Raw genomic sequence first — 20,845 nt, forward strand, 5'->3', positions numbered from 1 at the left:
GCCGCGTAGGGCGAACGGTGCCGGGGATCATTGGCATTGAAGTAGTGGCCGATCATCCCCTCCCCTGCGGAGTAGGAATCACCGACAATGTCTACCTCGACGCCTCTTGGGTCAGCCGCAGCGGCCGGAGCGGAGGCGAGACCGGCTAGACCCGTCGCGATGACAGCTCCGGAAGAAACCAGCGCAAGGGCCCGACTGATCTTGAATGTCAAGGGGCACTTCCCTTCATCAATCGAGTGAAGAAGGTCCGTGTGGACCTACGCGCGTAGGTTCAAGTACAGGAGCAGCGGCCCGCAATGGGTCCGACGCACATAACTGACGGACTCCTAGTGGGTTCTTGGCTGTTGGGCCGTCGGCATTCTGCCCAACGGGGCAGAGTCGACCTTTCTTCAATGAACGTCGGGCGTATTTCTTTTGGACAGAACGCGAGTGCGGTCCAATTCGTTGTACGTTCAATCTCCCGCACCTAAGACTCAGCGAAGCGGCCCTGCTCCGCTGGTTGCTGACCCATGCCGTCGGCCGGTTCCGGTCCCGGCGGCAGCACGGCCGCCGGTGCGACGGTCAACCCCGTCTTGGCGATCGGCCTGACCAAGTTCTGCGTCTGGCCCCGTCGCTACGGAAAGTGATCCACAACCACGGTTCATCGTCGGGGTCGTGCGGCAGGCATCACCGGCTCTGCCGGGGCGTGTTCACGTCGACGGGTCGGCGTCTTCACGTCGACGGGCGGGCGATCTTCGTGTCGATGGTTCGCTGGTCCGATCCGATCCGACCGACGCCGCGTCAGGACATGCTGCCCGCACCGGGGCTGTCGGTGCGCAGGAATCGGTGAAGGATCAGCTTGAGAGTCGGCAGTTGCTCGGCCGGTGCGAACGACGGGTCCGTGGCAGCGCTGGTGTAGAGCGAAGCGATCAGCGCCAGGACCCACGACGCGGTGTCGTCGGGCTTCAGTCCGGGGTCGATCTGGCCGACGGCGGTCGCCTCCGCGATCAGCGCCGAAACCACGGCGTGCTCCTCGGCGTTGTCCCGGCTCAGCCGCTCGCCGAGCTCCGGGTCGCGGTACGCCTGGAGCATCGCCTCCATGACAAGGTGCGGTGCCGACGGCTCCGCCGCGGGCGCGGCGAGAAGGTCCACGACCTCCAGCAGGGCTGCCCATGGATCGTCACTCACCCGTGCCCGGGCCAAGCCTTCCGACCTCTCCTCGTCCTCCTCGAAGATGGCCAGGAAGATCGCCCGCTTGTTGGGGAAGTAGTGAAACAGGTTGCCCGCGCTGATGCCGGCCGCCTTGCAGATCTCCGCCGTGGTGGTCCGCTCGAAGCCCTTGGCGGCGAACAGCGATGCCGCCGCGTTCACGATGTGCCGCCGCCGCGCCTGGTGCTTGGCCGGGTCGAGCTTCCTCACCATGCTGCCTCCTGACCGCACCCTCGGCACCGCACCCTCGGTCGACACCGTCCCCTCATCTTCTCAGGCTATTGATAGACCGAGCACTCGGTTTATGATGACGCCTGGAAGAGACCCAGCTGAAGAGACCCAGTTTCGACCGCTCGAAGAAGGGCCGGTATGGACAGCGGCACCCGCATCACACCTCCGTTACGGCGCAGGCTCGCCCCGGTCATGGGCCTGCTGCTCCTGTCGCCGATCAGCGCCGAGTACCTCATCGGCTACGACGTGACCACCGGCCGGCCGGTGCAGTTGCTGGCCGGCCTGCTCGTCCTTGCCCCGCTCTACGGCACCGTGGCCGTGTTGATCCGAGAGGCGGCCCTTCGGGCCCGGCGCGGCTGGCCGACGATCCTCCTGCTGAGCGCCGCGTTCGGGCTGATCGAGGCCGGACTGATCGACCAGAGCCTGTTCAACCCGCACGTCACCGGCGACCCCGTCTGGGACCAGGATCGCCTGCCCACTCTCATCTCCGGCACCGGAGTCAGCGCCCACTATGTGACGAACTTCGTCATAGGCCACGTGATCTGGAGCTTCGCCGCACCGATCGCCGTCGTCGAGTCCTGCGCCCCGCGGCTCGCCGACCGGCCGTGGCTGCGCAAGGGCGGCGTGATCACGATGGTCGTTCTGTATCTGGCCGCCGCCGCTCTGGTCAATGACGACCAGACCAAGAACTTCACGGCCAGTCCCGCCCAACTCACCATCACAGCCGTCCTCGCGCTTTCCCTGGCTGCGGCCGCCTTCGCGATACCGCCACGAGGGGCGCGCATACCCGGCCAGGTGCCACCCCTGTGGCTGGTCGGCTGCGGCGCCGCCATAGTCCTGACCGCTCATCACCTGATGCCCGTGACGTGGCCGGGAGTCGCGCTGGACATGCTGGTGCTGACCGCGAGTGGTTGCCTGCTGCTGCGCTGGGCCGGGCGCGCTCGCTGGCGTCGCTCCCACACCTTGGCCGTCGGCGGCGCGGCGCTGGCTGTCAACGCGGCCCTCTCGTTCACCATCGATCCGCTGGGCACCGTGTCGTACCCCGTGAAGTACGGCGTCAACGCCACGCTGCTCCTGGGCGTACTGGCACTGCTCGTCTTCGCCGGCCGCCGACTGCGCATGGCCACACGTCGGCCGCCGTCGCCGCCCGCCTGACGCGACCGGCCCTCGGGCCCGGCCCCTGAGTCATGACCTTGCTGTCCGGGAAGGCGCGCGTCGCGGTGTCGGTGCCGCGGCTCGCCTCCGGGAGACCGCGCGCGTCACGCGGTCGCCTGCCCGGCGCAGCAGGTCGGTGGGGAGGAAGAGCGCGTCGGCTGCGATCATCGCCAACGCGAAGAAGGGCAGGCCGAGCAGGATTCCGATGCCCGCGTGCATGGACATCATGATCGCGACCACGACGGTTCTCACGCGGCTGTTGAAAAGGGTGAAGGGGAAGGCGACTTCGACGATCACCGTGCCGTAGGTCAGGAGCAGCACGATCAGACTGCTCTGGGCGACGGCGTGGGACACCGCGGGCCACGGAGTGATGTCGTTGAGGTGCAGTACGTAGTAGAGCGCCGTTCCGTCCTGCCAGAAGGAGCCTTGGATCTTGTACCAGCCGGAAGCGGCATAGATGAGGCACACCTGGGCCGCGATCACGAACATGGCACCCGCGTGCACCAGGTTGCCGACCATTTCCATGACGGTGCGGGGCTCCGTGGGGCCGTGGTGTCGCACCAGCCACCACGCCAGCTGCGCGAAGGCGAAGCCCCAGAGCAACAGCGCCCAGCCGGTATTCAGCTTGCCCAGCCCGGTGGCCACGGCGAGCACGCCGGTGAAGAAGGCCCACATCACGATCCCCACCACGTCTCGGCCACCCTCCCGGCCACCGGCGCGGGTGTGTGCGGTACGCCGCGCGTCCAGCGACCAGACCCGGCCGCAGCGGGTGAACACCAGATAGATCGCCATGAGGTGGATGACATTGTCGCCGCCGTCCCCCATGAAGGGGTTACGGTTCTGGATCGCCAGGACACCCATCATGAAGAGCAGCGAGGCGGTGCGGGTCCGCCACCCGAGGAGCAGCATCACCGACGCGGCGATCGCCGCCACGTAGACGATCTCGAACCACAATCGGCTGTCATGCCAGGTGAGTACGGTGAACGCCTGGTTTGTGGAGTTCCATTCACGGGCCATGGCCCAGCTCCAAGGGCTGTCCACCCCGTAGAGCTCGTTACGGTGCACCCACTCGCGCAGCAGCAGGGCGAGCCAGGTGAGTGAGAAGCCGATGCGCACGACGGCCGACTGGTACGGCGCGATGACATCGCTGGTGATACGCGCGAGACCTCGCCTGACAGCGGCGCCGATGCCGCGCGACAGCCGGGCGGATGGGGACGGTTCGGATGCGCGGCCGGATGTGGCCGGAGAGGGGGCGGTCACTTGAAGTCCTCCGCCTTGACGGCCCACCACGGTTGAACCAGATAGTCGGTCCGCGTGTCGGTCTGCTGGCCACTCCACGGGGGCGTTCCCACCGGTATGTCGGCCGAGCGCAGTTGGATGAATCGCACGGTGCCGCCGTTGACCTGTGGTCCCAGACGATGGGCGGCGATGCGCAGCACGTACTGCCGCATCAGCTGCCCGTACACACCAACTGGACGTCCCTTGTTGTCGAGTGAGTCGACGAAGTGGGACCAGGCGTGAGGAAGCTCGTTCTGGTGCGCTTGGCTGGGGAGGGGATTGTGCACGATCCGCTCCTGATCCATCGCGGTCAGGTCCACCCAGCCGGTATCAGTGAGCGTTCCGTTGGGCATCTGGACTTTCGCGCGAGCCTGCACATGGGTGTTCGCCGATTGCGGATTGGGGGCGAAAAGCTGCCACTCCTGCACAAACTCGGGGACGACATACTTGTCGATGCCCGCGGCGTGCTGCCGGGAGAAGGAGTTCGAGGGGGCGTTGTAGAGGAAGAGCATCGCCAAGTGCACGGTGGCCGCGACCACGACAGCCACCACCACGAGCGCGATGATGCTCACCGATACAGCTGAGAGACCGTGCTTTCGGCTCGCCCTGTCGACATGATTCAGAGACGATCCGGTGCGGTGGTCCACGCCTCCAGAAGCCTCTCCGGTTGGCGCGCACCTGTCACTCCTAGGCCGCATGCCTCACCCCACGTTGCCCCGGACGTTGCCTTGCGCGGCGTCTTACGTGTCGCCCTGGACGCGGACGGGGGGCGCGTCACGCGGAACTCCGATCGCCGCGTCGTCCCGGCGACAAACCGGAGGCTGGAAGCGCCCCGTCCCTTCATGTTCCCTCGCGTCCGCCGGAGTGTCGACCGGGGGACGGGCAGGCCGCTGCCACCGGTATCTTCGCGAATTTCCGAGCTGTACCGGGGAGCACTCAGGGCGGTGACAAGAAGGTCAGGGCTCCCGAGACCAGGGTTTGTGTGCCGGGGGCGATCGTGGAGAGGTCCGGGGCGAAGTGGGGGCTGTGGTTGCTGGGGACGGACTGGAATTTCTCCGTGAAGTCCGTGCCGGGTGCCTGGTCCCAGACCTCGGCCGGGGTGGTCGTCACAAACCAGTAGGAGTACGGGATCGAGTCGAGCGCGAGTCGCCCGAAGTCCTCGCTGCCCATCGCCGGGCCCGGGTCGAACACCCGGTCAGGGCCGAACACCTCGCGGTGCACGGCGGCCACCCGGCGGTCGGTCTCGGCGTCGTTGACCGTGGCCGGGAAGCTGTCCCCCACCGTCACCTCGGGCTCGCGCGGGCAGCCGGCCGCCAGGCACTCGCCGTGCGCGATGCGCCGGATCGCGGCCAGCATCCGCTCCCGTACCTCCTCCGACTGGGTTCGCAGGTTCAGGGCGATGCGCGCCTCGGACGGGATGATGTTGTGCCGGGTGCCCGCCTCGATCCGGCCGACGGTCAGCACGGCCTGCTCGCGCGCGGCGATCTCCCGCGAGATCACGGTCTGCAGCCGGGTGACGAGGTAGGCGGCCGTCACTACGGGGTCGACCGTCGTCTCGGGCCGCGAGCCGTGCCCGCCGCGCCCGTGCACCACGATGTCGACGTCCGTCGCGGCGGACAGGACCAGCCCCGGCACATGCGGGTACAGTCCCGCGAGGCCCGGCGCCGCGTGCTGGCCCAGCAGTACGTCGGGGCGGGGGAAGCGTTCGTACAGCCCGTCGGTGAGCATCCGGGCGGCGCCCTGCCCGTTCTCCTCGGCGGGCTGCCCCAGCACCACCAGCGTTCCGGCCCATGTCTCCCGGCCCGCGGCCAGTGCGGCGGCGGCCCCGGCCAGCCAGGTGACGTGCAGATCGTGACCGCAGGCGTGCATGACGCCGTCCGCCTCGGATGCGTACGGGAGTCCGGTCTCCTCCTGGACGGGGAGCGCGTCCATGTCGGCCCGCAGCAGCACGGTCGGCCCGTCGCCGTTGCGCAGTACGCCGACGACTCCGGTGCCGCCGATTCCCTCGGCCGTCTCGTACCCGGCCGCGCGTAGCCGCTCGGCGAGTTTCCCGGCGGTCCGGTGCTCGTGCCGGGACAGCTCCGGGTGCCGGTGCAGGTCCCGGTAGAAGTCCTCCAGGTCCGGGACGGGGAGGTCGGCGGTGAGGTCCAGGGCGGTGCGGGCAGTGGTGGTCACGGCGTAAGCGTAGGTCGGTTCTGTGATTTCCCCCACCTCGGTGGAGTTGCTCGGTTACGCTCCGCTACATGGTGCACATCCGCGAACTCGACCCGAGCGCATCACCGTTGGACTACTTCGGCTACGAGCTGCGCCGAAAACGGGAGGAAGCAGGGCTGACGCAGAAGGAGTTGGGCGGCATCGTCTTCTGCACGGGTTCGCTGATCGGCCAGATCGAGACCACGCTGAAGGTCCCGACGAGGGAGTTCGCCGAACGGGTGGACGCGGCCCTCATGACGGACGGTTGCTTTTCGCGGTTGGTGGGACTGGTGATTCGCAGCCAGTTGCCCAGTTGGTTTCAGCCGTTCGCCGACATGGAGGCGAAGGCCGCGTACATTTCGACGTACCAGTGCCAGCTGGTGTACGGGCTGCTTCAGACGGAGGCGTACGCGCGGGCGGTGCTCGGTGTCGAGCAGGTGGACCAACTCGACCAGATGGTGGCGGCACGGTTGGAACGCCAACGCACGCTACGACGGGAGCAGCCGCCGGTGGTGTGGGTGGTCTTGGACGAGGGCGTGCTCCACCGCGAAATCGGCGGCCGGGAGGTCATGCGGGAGCAACTCTCTCACCTGTTGGGGATCTTCGGGCAGCCATGGATGGAGCTCCAGGTGTTGCCGTTCTCGGTGGGGCAGCATGCCGGAATGATGGGATCGTTCACGGTGCTGCGCTTTGACGACCACCCCGACCTGCACTACAGCGAGAGCTACGACTCGGGCCACATGACGGCCAATCCGCAGGTGATCAGGGAGCGTTCGGTCGGTTACGCTCGCCTTCAGGCCGAGGCCCTCTCCCCGAGGGAGTCGGCGACCCTGATCGCCCGCGTGATGGAGGAACGCTATGGGGAGCAACCTGAATCCGGCCCGCGCTCAGTGGCGTAAGTCCTCGTACAGCGGTAGCAACGGCGGCGAGTGCGTCGAGGTCGCCGACCTCACCGCCCACCTCGCCGTCCGTGACTCCAAGTACCCCGAGGCGGGGCGGTTCGCCGTCAGGCCGGAGGCGTGGACCGTGTTTCTGCGCAACCTCAAGTGACCTGATCTCAAGGGAATTTGAGCGAAGCCCGCGTAACCACGGAGGGACACGGCCATCACGGTCGTGTCCCTTTCGCTTTCCGTGCCGCCCGTCGGCGCTAGCGTCGCGGTAAGTGCTGAGTGACCGTCGGCGGGGGCTCCTGGGTGGCCCTGGCTGGGCCGGCGTTCGCTGCGGTGATCAGGGCGGTGGCCGCCAGTACGGCCGCGGCCAGGCCGCGGGCGAAGGCGGTACCCCAGAGCGAACGGAGCCGGAGGTGGGGGATTGTGGGGCGTCCGTAACGCGCGGATGAACGTCCGAGCACGGCTACCTCGCAACATCAGCGGCGTATTAAACATGCTTAACCCTCCGTTTAACCTAGGGGTTGGACGAGCCTAACGGCAAGGGGCCCAGGGGGAGTTGGGGGAGCCGCCGCATGCAGGAGCGAGACGATCCGGAGACTGTGGGAAGGCGGGTGCAACAGTTGCGTACCGCCCGCGGACTGACGCAGCGGCAGTTGGCCGAACCCGCGTACACGCCCGCCTATATCTCGACCCTGGAGGCCGGGCGGGTGCGCGCCTCCGACGAGGCGCTGCGGCACATCGCCGGGCGGCTCGGTGTCGCCTTCGAGGAACTGGCCATCGGACGGCCCGCGCACCTCGCGACGGAGCTGCGGCTACGGCTCACCGAGGCGCAGCGCGCCCTGGCCACCGGGGCGGCCGAGGAGGCGGCGGCCCAGTACACCGCCCTGTGCGCCGAGGCCGAGGCGCACGGGCTGGCGCACGAGCAGGCCACCGCGCTGCTCGGACTCGGTGAGTGCGCGCTGGACACGGGCGATCTGGTCGGGGCGCGGCAGTACTTCGAGCGGGCCGAGGAACGCATGGCCGGGGAGCCGCTGCCGGTCCGGGTGCCCGCCCTCCGTGGACGCGCCGTCGCCCACTACCTGGCCGGTGAACTCCGGTACGCCGTCTATCTGCTGGAGTCCGCCCTGGACGAGCTGAACCGGGGCGGGCTGCACGATCCCGACGCCCTGCTGCTGCTCTACGCCAGCGTCATCGGCCCCTACATGGACATGGGCGCCCAGGCCCGCGCCGCCCAGGCCGCCGAGTTCGCGCTCGCGCTCGCCCCGCAGGTCGCCGACCCCGCGCTGGTCGCCCGTATGCACCGCTCCGTCGCCCGCACCCTGCTCGCCGAGGGCCGGGTCGCCGAGGCCGACGCCTCGCTGGCCAAGGCCGCCGAACTGTACCGCCAGTTGCAGATCCGCACCGAACTGGCCAACTGCCACTGGATGCGCGGCTATGTGTACGCCCAGGACGGCGAACTGGAGCGCGCCGAGGCCGAGTTGCGTGCGGCCCTGGAGATGCTCTCAGCCAAGCGCGCCGCTCTCTACAGCAGTCAGGTCGCCGTCGAACTCGCCGACGTGCTGCACCGGCGCGGCAAGTCGCACCAGGCGGCCGAGCTGCTGCGCGAGGTGCTCGGCGATCTCTCCTCCGAGCGGGGCGCCGTGCACTCGGCCGGGGCGCACCGGCTGCTCGGCATCATCGCCGAGGACGCCCGGGAGACGGACGCCGCCGAGGAGCACTATGTGCGCGCGCTGAGCCTGCTGGAGCGGGCCGGAGCCGCCGGTGACCTCGCCGATCTGTGCCGGCTCCTCGGTGATCTGCTGCGCCGGACCGGGCGGGTGGAGGCCGCGCTGGACGCCTACCGGACCGGCCTCGGACACCGTACGGCCCCGGGCACCACCACCCTCGGGCCCGCGCCCGCCCAGCCGCCCCTGTGACGAACCCGGGCGGCGCACAGGGGCACGGGTTAGCCTGCCCGTGACAGCGGCACAGGGGCGGGAACGGCGTACGTGGAACAACAGGCACAGGCCGAGCACGGGGTGAGCGTGCGCGAGGGAGGCGGACCCGGGCACGGTCTCCGCGAGGGGCGCGACACGGGTCCCGTCGGTGTGTTCCGGGCCGGGCTGGGGTTCGGCCTGCGCTTCGGGTTCCGTGTGCTCGTTCAGGTGGTTCTCGGTGGCGGCGCGCTTCTCACGATCCTCGTCGTGGTCTCCGTCCTCGGACCGATGCTCGCCCTCGACCTCTACACTCCTCCGGTCGCCGCCTGGTGGACGGTGTTCACCGCGATCGCCGTGCAGGGGGTGCCTTTCCTGCTGCTGGGTACCGCCGTGTCGGCGGCCATCGGTGCCTTTGTGCCGGAACGGGTGTTCAGTCGGCTGCTGCCGCGCCGGCCGGCCCTCGCCGTGCCCGTCGCCGGTGCCGCGGGCATCGTGCTGCCCGGCTGCGAGTGCGCATCGGTACCGGTCGCGGGCAGTTTGATGCGGCGCGGGGTTGCCCCGGCGGCCGCCCTCGCCTTCCTGCTGTCGGCGCCCGCCATCAACCCGGTGGTGCTGGTCGCGACGTCCATCGCCTTCCCCGGGCAGCCCGAGATGGTCCTCGCCAGGCTCGTCGCCTCGCTCGCGACCGCCGTGGTGATGGGCTGGCTGTGGGCCCGCTTCGGCCGCGACGAGTGGCTGCGGACGCCGAAGCCGCGCGCGTCCGTCCAGGCGTCCGGTCCCCGCGCCTTCCTCGCCGGACTCCAGCACGACTTCCTGCACGCGGGGGGCTTCCTGGTGGTGGGCGCGGCAGCGGCGGCCACCTTCAACATCGCCGTCCCGCGGTCCGTGCTGGACATGTTCACCGGTTCCGCCTGGGTGTCGGTGGCGGTGCTGGCCGTGCTCGCGGTCGTGCTGTGTGTGTGCAGCGAGGCCGATGCGTTCGTCGCGGCCTCGCTCAGCGCCTTCTCGCCCACCGCCCGGCTGGCGTTCATGGTGGTGGGCCCGATGGTCGACCTGAAGCTGATCGCGCTCCAGGCGGGCACGTTCGGCCGGTCCTTCGCTGTCCGCTTCTCCTCGGCGACCTGGGCGGTGGCCGTGACGAGCAGTGTCCTGACGGGGTGGTGGCTGCTGTGAGACGGTACGGACCCGCCGTACTGCTGTTCCTGACCGGCGCCGCAGTCCTGCGCATCACGGTCTTCGGCAACCTGTACCTGCGCTACGTACAGGCGGCCCTGCGCCCCTATCTGATCGTCTCCGGGGTGACGCTGGTGCTGCTGGCCCTGACGGCGGCGCTCCTCACCGACCGGACCCCGCCGCAAGACGCGGAGCCGGGCGCCGGGGCCGACGACCGTGGCTCCAGTCGTGGTTCCGCCGACGACCGTGGCTCCAGTCGTGGTTCCGCCGACCACCACGGTCACAGCCATGGCTCCGCCGGTCCCCGCGTCGCCTGGCTGCTCGCGCTGCCGGCGCTCGCCCTGCTGTTGTTCCCGCCGCCCGCCCTCGGCTCCTACAGCGCCGAGCGCGAGGCGGCTCAACGGGCGGCCCAGGGCGTCGGCACCTTCCCCGCGCTGCCGTCCGGGGATCCGCTCGACCTCACCCTGGGCCAGTTCACCTCCCGTGCCGTCTACGACAGCGGGCGCTCGCTCGCGGGCCGCACCGTCCGGCTGACCGGCTTCGTCACCCGCGGCGACGGCGGCACCTGGTACGTCACCCGGCTCCACGTCACCTGCTGCGCCGCCGACGCCACCACCAGCAAGGTCGAGGTCCGCGGCGTTGCCGCGCAGAGCCCGCCGCCCACCGACACCTGGGTCACCGTCACCGGCACCTGGCACCCGAAGGGCGCGCTCGGCACGGACGCCGCCTGGCCGCCCGTGCTGACGGCCGACTCGGTGCGGACGGTTCGGCAGCCCGCGGACCCCTACGAAAAACGCTGAGCGGACGCCTCGTCAGGCCCGCGCCCGGCCCTGCTCCCGGACTTGGGTCAGCCGCCGGGTGCCGAGTTCCAGGGCCTGGTCGGTGGTGTCCTCGGACACCTCGCCCAGGGCGCCGTTGGTGACGACGATCGCGTCCTCGCCGACCCGCACGGCGGCGACCTCCAGGCTGAGGGCGGAGGCTTCCTCGTCCTCGGTCGCGGTCTCGCCGGTCAGCGTGATCCGCAGCCCCTGCCGGGCGTCGCCGACCTGCGGCAGCTCGATCTCCGAGACCTCGATGTCCTGCGGGCCCGCGCTCTGGGTCTCCGCGGTGAACCGGCCGCACGTCTGCGGCAGCCCGTGCAGCCAGGCCAGCGTGCGGTTCACCGAGGCCGGGCCGTGGGTGCCGACCTGGTAGCGCAGCTGGCTGCCCCCGTCCACGTCGTCGAGCGCGGTCACCGCGTGCGTTGTTCCGGGCGCCTCGCCGAACAGGTCCTCGGTATACAGGGCGTTCATCAGCTGCTGGCATTCGGGCATGTCGGTGACCGCCTTCAGCAGCCCGTCCCGCCAGGTCGCGGCGCCCTCCGTCGGCCCCCAGGGCACGCCCAGATCGTTCACGGTGATCAGCGCGTCCCGTGCCTGCGCCGCGGTGAGGGCGGGCGTACGGTCCGGGGCGCGCCGCCCGGCCGAGGGCGGTACGGCACCGGGTTCCCCCGCCGCCCGCTCGGGCTCCGCGGCGAGGCACCCGGGCACGGTGAGCAGCACGGTGGCGGCGAGGGCGAGACCGCGGACGGCGCGGAGGCGGGCCGGGGGCAGGGACATCGCGGGCTCCTGGGGCCGGTGATCGAGTCCGAGTTTCCTCGTGCCTCGTCCGATCGTTTGATCGTTTCCCCCACGGCACCATCTGCCCGCCCCGGCCACCAGCCCGGCGAGCCGCCCGAGTGAACGCCGCCGAAAACGCATCGCCCGCCCGCCGTCCCGCTTGCTACGGTCACCGCATGAAGCGCGCCCAGCCGCGGCCGTCGGCCACGACGACGCCGGAGTCCGTCCCGGCGCGCTGACACCTGATCCAGTCCGAAGCCCCGGGGCGAGTGCCCCGGGGCTTCGTCGCGTGGTCACTCGCCCTCCGTCCCGAGGAGACGACCATGCACGACCACCGCAGGCTCGGTCGCGAGCTGGAACTGTTCGACACCGACCCGCTGATGGGCGCGGGGCTGCCGTACTGGCTGCCGGCCGGCGCCGTCGTCCGGCACACCCTGGAGGAGTACGTCCGGGACGCCGAACGCCGCGCCGGGTACCGGCACGTGTACTCGCCCGTGCTCGGCAAGCGCGAGCTGTACGAGATCTCCGGCCACTGGGACCACTACCGCGACGACATGTACCCGCCCATGCGGCTCGGCGCCGAGGAGGTCGTACTGCGTCCCAGCCTCTGCCCCCACCATGCCCTCGTCTACCGCTCCCGCTCCCACAGCTACCGCGAACTCCCCTTGCGAATCGCCGAGTTGGGTGCCATGTACCGGGCGGAACTGTCCGGGGTGCTCGGCGGGCTCACCCGGGTACGGGCCATCCACCTCAACGACGCCCATATCTTCTGCACCCTGGAACAGGCCGCCGACGAGGCCCGCGGCGCCCTCGAACTGATCGCCCGCGCCTACGCCGACCTCGGCATCCGTGCCGCCCGGCACCGGCTCTCGCTGCCCGGCGAGGGCGGCAAGTACGTGGCCGATCCGGAGCTGTGGCGGCGGGCCACCGCCCTGCTGCGGGAGGTGCTCGCCGCGTCCGGGCTCGACCACGAGGAGGCGGAGGGCGAGGCCGCCTTCTACGGCCCCAAGATCGACGTACAGGTCGTGGACGCGGCCGGCCGCGAGGCCACCCTCTCCACCGTCCAGATCGACTTCCACCAGCCCGCCCGCTTCGACCTGCACTACATCGGCGCCGACGGGGTGAAGCACCGGCCGGTGATGGTGCACCGCAGCATCATCGGCAGTGTGGAACGGGCCGTGGCGCACCTCGTCGAGGAGCACGGCGGGGCCCTCCCGGCGTGGCTGGCGCCCGTGCACCTCGTGGTGCTGCCGGTCGCCGAGGCCCAGGAGGAGCACGCCCGGGCGGTGGCGCGGGAGGCATCCGCCCGGGGGCTGCGGGCCGAGGTCGCGGGCCTTGAGCACGGCAGCCTCGGGGCCCGGGTCCGGGCGGCGCGCCTCGTCCCGTACCAGGCCGTGATCGGCGAGCAGGAGGCGAACGGCGGGCTGGCGGCCGTCCGGCTACGGGACGGACGCCGCCCGGGGGCACTGCCCGTGGACGAGCTGCTGCGTCGGATCGCCGACCGGGTCGAGGCCCGGGGAACCGTGCTCTGGGAGTGACCCGCGCCCTGGACGGCGCGGCGTCGCCGACCGGGGTCGGGGGGCGTGGGCCGCACGCTTCCTTCGGTGGGCAGGTTTTGCCAAGTCCAGAGGATTCGGCGGGGGGTCGGGTCCGTACTGGGATGTGGTTGCAGGGGTTGGCCCTGTGGGCGGGACCGTCGAGCGGTGGGAGGCATGGTGCGGGTTTCGCGGAATGCTGCGGGCACTCTCTTCGTGGGGGGTGCCCTGAGCCTGACCCTCGTGGCGCTCGCCTATCCGAGCCTGCTCGGGGTGTCCAAGGTGTCGAGCGCGCCGTCGCGCATCATCGCGCAGACACAGTGGGGGCCGCTGACCGAGGCGGACCGGGACTTTGTCGTCAAGGTGCGGGCGGCGGGGCTGTGGGAGTACCCCGTCGGACAGATGGCGCTGAAGAAGAGCACCTCGAAGGCCGTGCTCACCGCGGGACAGCATCTCGTCTCCGGGCACGCCGCCCTCGACGCCACCTGCCGGAAGATCGCCCCCCAGCTGAACATCACGATCCCCGACCAGCCCAGCCTCCAGCAACAGGGCTTCATCAACACGCTGAACGCGGACAGCGGCAAGAAGTTCGACTCCGACTTCGCCAACATTCTCCGGGTGACCCACGGTCAGATCTTCAACACCGTCGCGAGCATCCGTTCCCAGACGAAGAACACCCTGGTGCGGGAGTTGGCGGACCAGGCCAACACCACGGTCCTGGACCATATTTCGGTCATGGAGAAGACCGGTCTGGTCGACTTCGACCAGGTGCTGTTCCAGGAGACCACCCCGCCGAAGCTGCCCGCCGGGGACCTGACCCCGCCCGCACCGGCCCCCGGCCAGCCGCAGGTGGTCCTCACCCCACCGGCGAGCAGCGCTCCTACGGCGGGGTGACAGAGCGGGGTGATGCGGCGGGTGATGCGGCGGGGTGACACGGTCCGGAGCGGGGTCCCGGTCCCGATCCCGGTCCCGACCCCGACCTCGATGCCGGTTCCGGTTCCGGTTCCGCTACGCCCCGAGCCAGGCCGTGGTGTCCGGGGGTAGGGCGGTGGCGTTCTCGGGCAGCGGTCCGCTGGTGAGCAGGACCTCCCCCGGCGGCAGCGGCACCGGCGCCCCCGACAGATTCGCCAGGCACCGCCAGCCCTCCGAGCGGGCGAAGTGCAGGACTCCGGGCGGGGCGTCCGGCGCCCAGGTCAGCGTCTCGCCCTCCAGCAGCTTGCGGCGCAGCCGCAGCGCCGTGCGGTACAGCTCCAGCGTGGAGCCGGCCGTACCGGCCTGTGCCTCGACCGCGTACCCGGCGAAGGCGGCGGGCTGCGGCAGCCAGGCGGCGCCCGGCCCGAAGCCGTACGAGGGACCCGTCGTCGTCCACGGCAGGGGCACCCGGCAGCCGTCGCGGCCCTTGCGGACGTGGCCCGTCTGTTCCCAGATCGGGTCCTGGAGCACCGCGGTGGGCAGGTCGGCGACCTCGGGCAGGCCGAGTTCCTCGCCCTGGTAGACGTACGCGGAGCCGGGCAGCGCCAGCATGAGGAGGGTCGCTGCCCGCGCCCGGCGCAGTCCCGCCGTCTCGTCGACGGCCGGTGCGTGCCCGCCGGACAGCAGCCACGCGTTGTCGTCGGTGCCGGGCGGCAGCATCAGCCGGGAGGCGTGCCGGATCACGTCGTGGTTGGACAGCACCCAGGTGGCGGAGGCACCCGCGGTGCGGGCCGTGGCCAGCGAGTCGGTGATGACCCGGCGGAGTTCGTCCGCGTCCCAGTGCGCCTGCAGATACTCGAAGTTGAAGGCTTGGCCGAGTTCGTCCGGGCGGGCGTACAGGGCGCGGCGGGGGTCCGGGACCCAGGTCTCGGCGACCGCGGTGCGCGGCGGGGTGTAGGCGTCGAAGACCTTGCGCCAGTCGCGGTAGATCTCGTGGACCTCGTCCCGGTCCCAGTAGGGGTGCGATCCCGGAGGCAGCCGTTTCAGGGCCTCCTCGCTGGTGGCGCCGAGGTCGCCGACGTCCCGCAGCGGTTCGGTCAGGTCCTTGGCGAGGGCGTCGGCCACGTCGATGCGGAAGCCGTCGACGCCGCGGTCGGACCAGAACCGCAGGGTGGTGCGGAAGTCGGCGCGGACGTCCTCGTGGTCCCAGTTGAGGTCGGGCTGTTCGGGGGCGAACAGGTGCAGATACCAGTCGCCGTCGGCCACCCGCCGCCAGGCGCTGCCGCCGAACAGCGACGGCCAGTCGGTGGGCGGCAGTTCGCCGTGCGCGCCGCGGCCGGGGCGGAAGACATAGCGTTCGCGGGCGGCGGAGCCGGGGCCGGCGCGCAGGGCCTCCTGGAACCAGGGGTGCTGGTGCGAGGTGTGGTTGGGGACGATGTCCACCATCACCTTCAGCCCCAGCCGGTGCGCCTCGGCGACCATGGCGTCGAAGTCGTCCAGGGTGCCCAGGCGTGGGTCGACGTCCCGGTAGTCGGCAACGTCATAGCCGCCGTCGGCGAGTTCGGAGGGGTAGAAGGGGCTGAGCCACAGGGCGTCGACGCCGAGTGCGCTCAGATGGGTGAGGCGTTCGGTGATGCCCCTGATGTCGCCGAGCCCGTCGCCGTCGGCGTCGGCGAAGCTGCGTGGATAGACCTGGTAGATCACGGCCTGTCGCCACCAGTCAGGGTTCCTGGACGAAATGTCGGTCACACCAGCTCCCTTGCGCGTGGACTCCGGCCGAGCCTGTTCGACGGCCGTCACCAGGATCTCTCTCCACCGTGTCCGGAAAGCGAAACTTTCGCGCCCGATATCCGCCGCCCGGACGCGAGTTGAGCCCCCTTCCACCCCTGCCGCGCGCCCCCAAGGTCCGGTCGTCGAAACTGTCGTCGAACTGTCGTCGAACTGGGTCCTCAGAGTTGAGCGGTACGGTGGCACGGCGCCGCGGAAAACGACTGTGCGCCCCCGGCGAATGACGCTGGGAGCGCACCAGGTGTGGCCGTATCAGATGGCGTCGATCTGCCAGGCGATCACGCCACTTGAGCCCTTGGTGCCGTTGACATCGATACGCACCTGCTTGTCCGCCGTGATGCGCTGCTGAGTCAGCGACTGGTCGCATGGGACCGGTGTTTCTCTGCTCTCTGGCGTCACAGTGAGACGGGCGCTGCCGCTGCCGAAGCAGACCAGGTTGAGCCGGTAGGTCTTGCCCTTGCTCAAGGTGGGCTCGGTGTGGATGCCGTCACTGACGCGTTCCACGCCGGCTGCAAACATCTCCCCGTCATGGACGGCGGCCAGGGCGGCCTGAGCCTGCTCGGTCAGCTGCTGCTCGGACGGACCGGTGGGCGTCTGAGACGCGATCAGTGTGGAGGAACGCGACGTCTTCGTCTTCGCTGACTCGTCGCCTTCGCCGGCTGAAGTGCCGGCGGTGAGAAAGAGCATCGACGCCGTGAGAGCGCATCCGAGGAGTGGAGCCCGCGGGGCGAAGTGGGTCATGACGACGTTTCCCCATACTTCCAGCCGGTCTTGGACGTGGGCGGTGCTGCCGTTCCCTGGCTCCCTTGCAGGACCGAGAAAAGGATAACGAGGTTGGCTTCAATAGCGGATGGCTCTGGCCACCGTTGGTTTCACCTTGCCCGAGAGGGTGTGGGTGCTGCGGGCCGTGGCCCTCGCCGTCCGGTTCGCTCCGACGTCGGGGACCGTCACGACGACCGTGTCGAGCAGATTGCCGCCGGGGTCGTCGAAGGTGACCTGTACGACGAAGGACCTGGCCGAGCGGGCCGTGTTGTGGACCGTCAGCTCGACCGTCGTACGCCCGTCGGCGGCCGTCGCGGGCGGGCCCAGTGCGACGTCTCCCGTCACGTCGATGCCGCTCTTGATCTCATCGAGCCGGCGCCCCACGTCGGCCGTGGCCGAGGCGAAGGCGCCTGCGGCCTCCGAGGCGATCGAGGCGGCGGCGGACGCGGCCTCGCTCGCGGCGCCGGACGGCGAGGTGGTGCCGTTGTCGGCGCAGCCGCTCAGCCCGGCGACCGCCGCGAGCACCGCCGCCGTCACGACCGTCACCGACTTCGTGATCGTCGCCGACTTCGAGGTCCTCGCCGTCCTCGCGCTTCTCGCGGACACCGTCCGCCGGGTTCGGTCACCGGTCATGCCGCCCGCCTTTCTGATCCCCACTGGGGTCTTACTGGTCTCCAACTGGTCCCTCGGTGGTCCCCCGGTGGTCGGAAACAGTCAAGAGCCGCGGTCGCGTGGGCGCATGCCGGCGTCAGCCATATGGCGTACCACCCGTGGTGGCGGGCGGGCCCAGGCCGGATCGTCGTAGGCACGGCCCGGTCCGGTCCGGGGCGGGCCCAAGGGGATCACCCACGGAGGCATGTCATGGCACAGCAGGTGCACCCGACCCGGCCGTCGCACAGCGGCTGGGTCACCGGTGGAGTCGTCTTCGCCGGTGTCCTGATGCTGGTGAACGGCATCCTCGCCATCCTCCAGGGCATCTCGGCGATCTCGGCCGACGACGTGTGGGCCCGCATCGGCAACTACGTCTACAAGATCAACCTCACCGGCTGGGGCTGGATCCTGGTGGTGCTGGGCGTCCTGGCCGCCGTCGCCGGCGTGGGCATCCTCAAAGGCATGGAGTGGGCGCGGGCCGTCGGCATCGCCCTCGCGGCGCTCGGCCTGATCCTCCAGTTCCTGTTCCTGCCGTACGCGCCGATCTGGTCGATCATCCTGATCGCCATCGACGTCTTCGTGATCTGGGCACTGGCCACGTACCGGCCCGAGCGCTCAACTCCCTGAATCGCTCGGGGCGTTCTGGCGCAAGCCGGGTATGTTCTGGCGCAAGCCGGGTGCCTGCTGGCGCACGCCGGGTGCGTGCGAAAGGATGCCCCGGTGAACGATCAGACAGCGCAGCGTCCCGCCCTGCGGCCGGTCCGGCCCTCGGCCCTCTTCGCGATGGCCATGCTCATCCTCGCCGGCGCCGCCTGGCTGGCCCGGGCCGTCTGGGAGATCAGACTCGCGATGGCGGGCGAGCCGGCCTCGGGCCCGCCGGACCAGGGCGACGGCAACCACCGGCCGCTGACCTCGCTGGAAAACTCGTACCACCTCGTCAGTGCCGTGGGCGAGGTCATCGTGCTGCTCTGCATGGTCGCGTTCATCGGGTGGCTGTGGCGGGTGCGGGACAACGCGTGGGCGCTGTCGGGGCAGCGGCCCAAGTACCTCGGGATCTGGGTCTACCTGGGCTGGATCGTGCCCGTCGCCAACCTCTGGATACCGCGCGGGCTGGTCGCGGACGTGCACCGGACGTGCGCGCCGGACCGGCGGCTGCCGTTCGTGCTGAACGTGTGGTGGGCGCTGTGGCTGATCGGCATGTTCAGCGGAGCCGGCCTGGTCTACCGGGGCGGGGACTCCCGGGACGACATCATCGAGCGCGCCTACACGGATGTGTGGCAACTGCTGCTGTCCGACGCGGCCGTTGTGGGCGCGGCGGTGGCCGCGGTGTTCGTCGTCCGGGCCGTCACGGAGGTCCAGCGCGAGCGCGCGGCGGGTGCTGTGGACGGCACGGACCGTACTGACGGTGAGGATCGTGCCGACGGTGCCGACGGCGCCGACGGTGCGGCGGCCTAGCGGGTGTGACCGTCCGGTGCGCCGAGTACGGTCGCACCATGACCACGATCGCCATCATCGGGGCGGGCCCCGGGCTGGGGTCCGCCGTCGCGCGCCGGTTCGGCCGCGAGGGCTTCAAGGCCGCGCTCGTCGCCCGGGACGGGGCCCGGCTGGACGCGCTGGCCGACGCCCTCGGCGCGGACGGGGTGAGCGCGCGGGGCTTCGCCGCCGATGTGCATGAGCCGGAGCGGCTGCGGGACGCCCTGGACCGGGCCGCCACGTGCCTCGGTCCCGTCGAGGTGCTCCAGTACAGCCCGCTGCCGCGCCGGGACTTCATGCGCCCGGTGCTTCGTACGACGTATCCGGATCTGGTCGGCCCGGTCGAGTTCTCGGTGTACGGGCCCGTCGCCGCGGTGCAGCAGGTCCTGCCCGGGATGCGGGAACTGGGCCGCGGCACGATCCTGTTCGTGAACGGGGGCACCGCGGTCGTCCCGCACCAGGACCGGGCGGGCACCTCGATCGCCTTCGCCGCACAGAGCGCGTACGGGATCCTGCTGCACGACGCGCTCGTGGACGAGGGCATCCATGTCGCCCAACTCGTCATCCCCGGCGCGATCGTCGCCGGACACGAACGCAAGGACCCGGACGTGCTCGCGGACACCCTGTGGCGGCTGCACCGGGACCGGCACGGCTTCCGGCACTTCGCCGACGAACTGGACGCTGACCTGGACGGCTGACCGGCCCCGGCCCGGCGCTGTGACGCCGTGGCGCCGTGACGTCGGGAGTTCACGCGGTGTAGGCACTCAGCCTGCTCGCGGCGGTGACCGGGGACCCGTAGTGGCCGGGCCAGGCCGGGCCGGACCGGACCGGGGCAGGGTTGGTCACCGTACGTGAGTGCGCATAGGCGATCAGTGGCCTTCGCGGTGGCGGAATGCGAATTCTGCGTCACGATGGTGTTACTGACCGGAATGTTCCCTGCAAGGGGGTATCGATGGCTGTGGAAATCCCTCCCCTGGTGAAACCCTCCGCGCTCAGGCAGCGCGGAGGGCTTCTGGGGGAATGCCTGGCGGAGTTCCTGGGGACGCTCGTCCTCGTCGCGTTCGGCTGCGGCTCGGTCGCGGTGGCGGTCGCGGGTCTTCCGGGTTCGGGCCGCACGGCGGGGCCCACGACCTTCTTCATCAGTGCCGGGGACTGGCTGCTGATCACCTGGGGCTGGGGCCTGGCCGTCGTCTTCGGTGTGTATGTGGCCGGCGGTGTCAGTGGCGCCCACATCAACCCGGCGGTGACGCTGGCGTTCGCGGTGCGCCGCAGGTTCGCCTGGGCCAAGGTCCCGGCGTACTGGCTGTCCCAGCTGGTCGGCGGCTTCATCGGGGCGGCGCTGGTGTACGGCGTCTATCACGACGCGATCAACACCTTCGACCAGACGGTGACGGGCCCGAAGACGAACGGGCACACACTCACCACGTTCTCGATCTTCGGCACCTTCCCGGCGGCGTACTTCCACGGCGGGATCTGGGGGCCGCTGGTCGACCAGATCGTCGGCACCGCGTTCCTGGTCATGTTCATCGTCGCCCTCATCGACCTGCGCAACACGGCCGTGAAGGCGAACCTCGGGCCACTGCTGATCGGCTTCGCGGTCGTGGCCATCGGCATTTCCTACGGGGCGAACGCGGGGTACGCGATCAACCCGGCCCGCGACTTCGGGCCGCGCCTGTTCACCTGGTTGGCCGGATGGAACGAACTCGCGATGCCGGGCTCGCTGCCCGGCGCGTTCAGCGCCTTCTGGTGGATCCCGATCGTCGGACCGCTGGTCGGCGGGGTGGTCGGGGTGCTGGTGTACGACCTGTTCATCGGCGATGTGCTGCACATCCGCGCCGAGCGGGGCGAACTCCCGGAACCCGGCCGCACCCGGGAGTGACGGCGCCGGGGGAGCAGGAGGAGCAGAGGGAGCAGGAAAAGCAGAGGGGGCAGAGGGAGCGGGAGGAACAGAGGGAGCAGGTCCGAGCGTGGGCGGTGTGGGCGGTGCGGGCAGTGTGTCGTGGGGGGGGGGGGGGGGGGGGGGGGGGGGGGGCCGGCCGCCCCGGGGGCGAGCGCCGCCCCCCCGCCCGCGCCCGCCGGGGCCGAGCAACAGACGCGACAGC

At 70.6% G+C, this 20,845-nt stretch carries 21 protein-coding genes; 12 read left to right on the forward strand and 9 right to left on the reverse strand.

Annotation, left to right across the window (positions count from 1 at the left end; translation table 11 throughout):
• Positions 1 to 212 (reverse strand): hypothetical protein (locus ACWEKM_RS24890; protein WP_451623423.1); only part of this gene is annotated, 212 nt, incomplete at its 3' end.
• A 568-nt stretch (positions 213 to 780) separates the two neighbouring features.
• Positions 781 to 1,401 (reverse strand): TetR/AcrR family transcriptional regulator, encoded by a 621-nt coding sequence (locus ACWEKM_RS24895; RefSeq protein WP_451623424.1) that lies wholly within the window; start codon positions 1,399 to 1,401, stop codon positions 781 to 783.
• A gap of 156 nt (positions 1,402 to 1,557) precedes the next feature.
• Here ACWEKM_RS24895 and ACWEKM_RS24900 point away from each other — a divergent pair, with 156 nt between their 5' ends.
• A complete protein-coding gene (locus ACWEKM_RS24900; RefSeq protein ID WP_451623425.1) occupies positions 1,558 to 2,574 on the forward strand; it encodes a hypothetical protein in 1,017 nt (338 codons plus the stop codon).
• 30 nt (positions 2,575 to 2,604) lie between these two features.
• Here ACWEKM_RS24900 and ACWEKM_RS24905 read toward each other — a convergent pair whose 3' ends face one another.
• The 3 genes from ACWEKM_RS24905 to ACWEKM_RS24915 all read right to left on the reverse strand — a co-directional run bounded on the left by ACWEKM_RS24905 (position 2,605) and on the right by ACWEKM_RS24915 (position 6,027).
• Complete coding sequence (locus ACWEKM_RS24905) at positions 2,605 to 3,834, reverse strand: HTTM domain-containing protein (RefSeq protein ID WP_451623426.1); 1,230 nt, start codon at positions 3,832 to 3,834, stop codon at positions 2,605 to 2,607.
• A complete protein-coding gene (locus ACWEKM_RS24910; protein WP_451623427.1) occupies positions 3,831 to 4,424 on the reverse strand; it encodes a DUF5819 family protein in 594 nt (197 codons plus the stop codon). The genes ACWEKM_RS24905 and ACWEKM_RS24910 overlap by 4 nt, the downstream gene beginning before the upstream one ends.
• A gap of 364 nt (positions 4,425 to 4,788) precedes the next feature.
• Positions 4,789 to 6,027, reverse strand: coding sequence for an amidohydrolase (locus ACWEKM_RS24915; RefSeq protein ID WP_451623428.1), 1,239 nt, complete (start codon positions 6,025 to 6,027; stop codon positions 4,789 to 4,791).
• Between the two features lie 68 nt (positions 6,028 to 6,095).
• On the opposite strand from ACWEKM_RS24915, the gene ACWEKM_RS24920 reads away from it, so the two are divergent.
• The 5 genes from ACWEKM_RS24920 to ACWEKM_RS24940 all read left to right on the forward strand — a co-directional run bounded on the left by ACWEKM_RS24920 (position 6,096) and on the right by ACWEKM_RS24940 (position 10,824).
• A complete protein-coding gene (locus tag ACWEKM_RS24920; RefSeq protein ID WP_451623429.1) occupies positions 6,096 to 6,944 on the forward strand; it encodes a helix-turn-helix domain-containing protein in 849 nt (282 codons plus the stop codon).
• Positions 6,904 to 7,095, forward strand: coding sequence for a DUF397 domain-containing protein (locus tag ACWEKM_RS24925; RefSeq protein WP_451623430.1), 192 nt, complete (start codon positions 6,904 to 6,906; stop codon positions 7,093 to 7,095). Before ACWEKM_RS24920 ends, ACWEKM_RS24925 begins: the two co-directional genes overlap by 41 nt.
• A gap of 412 nt (positions 7,096 to 7,507) precedes the next feature.
• Positions 7,508 to 8,851 carry a tetratricopeptide repeat protein gene (locus ACWEKM_RS24930; protein ID WP_451623431.1) on the forward strand — a complete coding sequence of 448 codons (1,344 nt, stop codon included), beginning with the start codon at positions 7,508 to 7,510 and terminating at the stop codon, positions 8,849 to 8,851.
• A gap of 186 nt (positions 8,852 to 9,037) precedes the next feature.
• Positions 9,038 to 10,024 carry a permease gene (locus ACWEKM_RS24935; RefSeq protein WP_451623465.1) on the forward strand — a complete coding sequence of 329 codons (987 nt, stop codon included), beginning with the start codon at positions 9,038 to 9,040 and terminating at the stop codon, positions 10,022 to 10,024.
• Positions 10,021 to 10,824: a TIGR03943 family putative permease subunit gene (locus ACWEKM_RS24940; RefSeq protein ID WP_451623432.1), complete on the forward strand. Its 804-nt coding sequence runs from the start codon at positions 10,021 to 10,023 to the stop codon at positions 10,822 to 10,824. The genes ACWEKM_RS24935 and ACWEKM_RS24940 overlap by 4 nt, the downstream gene beginning before the upstream one ends.
• Before the next feature lie 12 nt (positions 10,825 to 10,836).
• On the opposite strand, the gene ACWEKM_RS24945 is transcribed toward ACWEKM_RS24940, so the two are convergent.
• On the reverse strand, positions 10,837 to 11,622 hold the full coding sequence (locus ACWEKM_RS24945) for a hypothetical protein (RefSeq protein WP_451623433.1): 786 nt from the start codon (positions 11,620 to 11,622) through the stop codon (positions 10,837 to 10,839).
• Between the two features lie 269 nt (positions 11,623 to 11,891).
• Between ACWEKM_RS24945 and thrS the strand changes: the two genes are divergently transcribed.
• Positions 11,892 to 13,160 carry a threonine--tRNA ligase gene (thrS, locus tag ACWEKM_RS24950; RefSeq protein WP_451623434.1) on the forward strand — a complete coding sequence of 423 codons (1,269 nt, stop codon included), beginning with the start codon at positions 11,892 to 11,894 and terminating at the stop codon, positions 13,158 to 13,160.
• Between the two features lie 213 nt (positions 13,161 to 13,373).
• The gene (locus ACWEKM_RS24955; protein ID WP_451623435.1) at positions 13,374 to 14,051 is read left to right on the forward strand and encodes a DUF4142 domain-containing protein; all 678 of its coding nucleotides are present in this window, start codon (positions 13,374 to 13,376) and stop codon (positions 14,049 to 14,051) included.
• A gap of 114 nt (positions 14,052 to 14,165) precedes the next feature.
• Here ACWEKM_RS24955 and ACWEKM_RS24960 read toward each other — a convergent pair whose 3' ends face one another.
• The 3 genes from ACWEKM_RS24960 to ACWEKM_RS24970 form a co-directional block, all read right to left on the reverse strand.
• Positions 14,166 to 15,818 (reverse strand): glycoside hydrolase family 13 protein, encoded by a 1,653-nt coding sequence (locus tag ACWEKM_RS24960; protein ID WP_451623436.1) that lies wholly within the window; start codon positions 15,816 to 15,818, stop codon positions 14,166 to 14,168.
• A 291-nt stretch (positions 15,819 to 16,109) separates the two neighbouring features.
• Entirely contained in the window at positions 16,110 to 16,598 is a 489-nt protein-coding gene (locus ACWEKM_RS24965) for a hypothetical protein (protein ID WP_451623437.1), read from the reverse strand.
• Positions 16,599 to 16,697: 99 nt separating this feature from the next.
• A complete protein-coding gene (locus ACWEKM_RS24970) occupies positions 16,698 to 17,252 on the reverse strand; it encodes a hypothetical protein (RefSeq protein ID WP_451623438.1) in 555 nt (184 codons plus the stop codon).
• 228 nt (positions 17,253 to 17,480) lie between these two features.
• Between ACWEKM_RS24970 and ACWEKM_RS24975 the strand changes: the two genes are divergently transcribed.
• The 4 genes from ACWEKM_RS24975 (at position 17,481) to ACWEKM_RS24990 (ending at position 20,622) form a co-directional block, all read left to right on the forward strand.
• A complete protein-coding gene (locus tag ACWEKM_RS24975; protein ID WP_451623439.1) occupies positions 17,481 to 17,897 on the forward strand; it encodes a DUF7144 family membrane protein in 417 nt (138 codons plus the stop codon).
• A 93-nt stretch (positions 17,898 to 17,990) separates the two neighbouring features.
• A complete protein-coding gene (locus ACWEKM_RS24980) occupies positions 17,991 to 18,725 on the forward strand; it encodes a DUF4328 domain-containing protein (protein ID WP_451623440.1) in 735 nt (244 codons plus the stop codon).
• A gap of 38 nt (positions 18,726 to 18,763) precedes the next feature.
• On the forward strand, positions 18,764 to 19,441 hold the full coding sequence (locus tag ACWEKM_RS24985) for an SDR family NAD(P)-dependent oxidoreductase (protein ID WP_451623441.1): 678 nt from the start codon (positions 18,764 to 18,766) through the stop codon (positions 19,439 to 19,441).
• A 254-nt stretch (positions 19,442 to 19,695) separates the two neighbouring features.
• Entirely contained in the window at positions 19,696 to 20,622 is a 927-nt protein-coding gene (locus ACWEKM_RS24990; RefSeq protein WP_451623442.1) for an MIP/aquaporin family protein, read from the forward strand.
• Positions 20,623 to 20,845 lie beyond the last annotated feature (223 nt).

The sequence above is a fragment of the Streptomyces sp. NPDC004752 genome, assembly GCF_053601275.1.

What these genes read in the sequence shown, in the direction of transcription:
- ACWEKM_RS24895 (WP_451623424.1), bottom strand. Translation starts at nt 1,401, where the DNA reads ATGGTGAGGAAGCTCGACCCGGCCAAGCACCAGGCGCGGCGGCGGCAC.
- ACWEKM_RS24900 (WP_451623425.1), top strand. Translation starts at nt 1,558, where the DNA reads ATGGACAGCGGCACCCGCATCACACCTCCGTTACGGCGCAGGCTCGCC.
- ACWEKM_RS24920 (WP_451623429.1), top strand. Translation starts at nt 6,096, where the DNA reads ATGGTGCACATCCGCGAACTCGACCCGAGCGCATCACCGTTGGACTAC.
- ACWEKM_RS24925 (WP_451623430.1), top strand. Translation starts at nt 6,904, where the DNA reads ATGGGGAGCAACCTGAATCCGGCCCGCGCTCAGTGGCGTAAGTCCTCG.
- ACWEKM_RS24930 (WP_451623431.1), top strand. Translation starts at nt 7,508, where the DNA reads ATGCAGGAGCGAGACGATCCGGAGACTGTGGGAAGGCGGGTGCAACAG.
- ACWEKM_RS24945 (WP_451623433.1), bottom strand. Translation starts at nt 11,622, where the DNA reads ATGTCCCTGCCCCCGGCCCGCCTCCGCGCCGTCCGCGGTCTCGCCCTC.
- ACWEKM_RS24965 (WP_451623437.1), bottom strand. Translation starts at nt 16,598, where the DNA reads ATGACCCACTTCGCCCCGCGGGCTCCACTCCTCGGATGCGCTCTCACG.
- ACWEKM_RS24970 (WP_451623438.1), bottom strand. Translation starts at nt 17,252, where the DNA reads ATGACCGGTGACCGAACCCGGCGGACGGTGTCCGCGAGAAGCGCGAGG.
- ACWEKM_RS24975 (WP_451623439.1), top strand. Translation starts at nt 17,481, where the DNA reads ATGGCACAGCAGGTGCACCCGACCCGGCCGTCGCACAGCGGCTGGGTC.
- ACWEKM_RS24985 (WP_451623441.1), top strand. Translation starts at nt 18,764, where the DNA reads ATGACCACGATCGCCATCATCGGGGCGGGCCCCGGGCTGGGGTCCGCC.
- ACWEKM_RS24990 (WP_451623442.1), top strand. Translation starts at nt 19,696, where the DNA reads ATGGCTGTGGAAATCCCTCCCCTGGTGAAACCCTCCGCGCTCAGGCAG.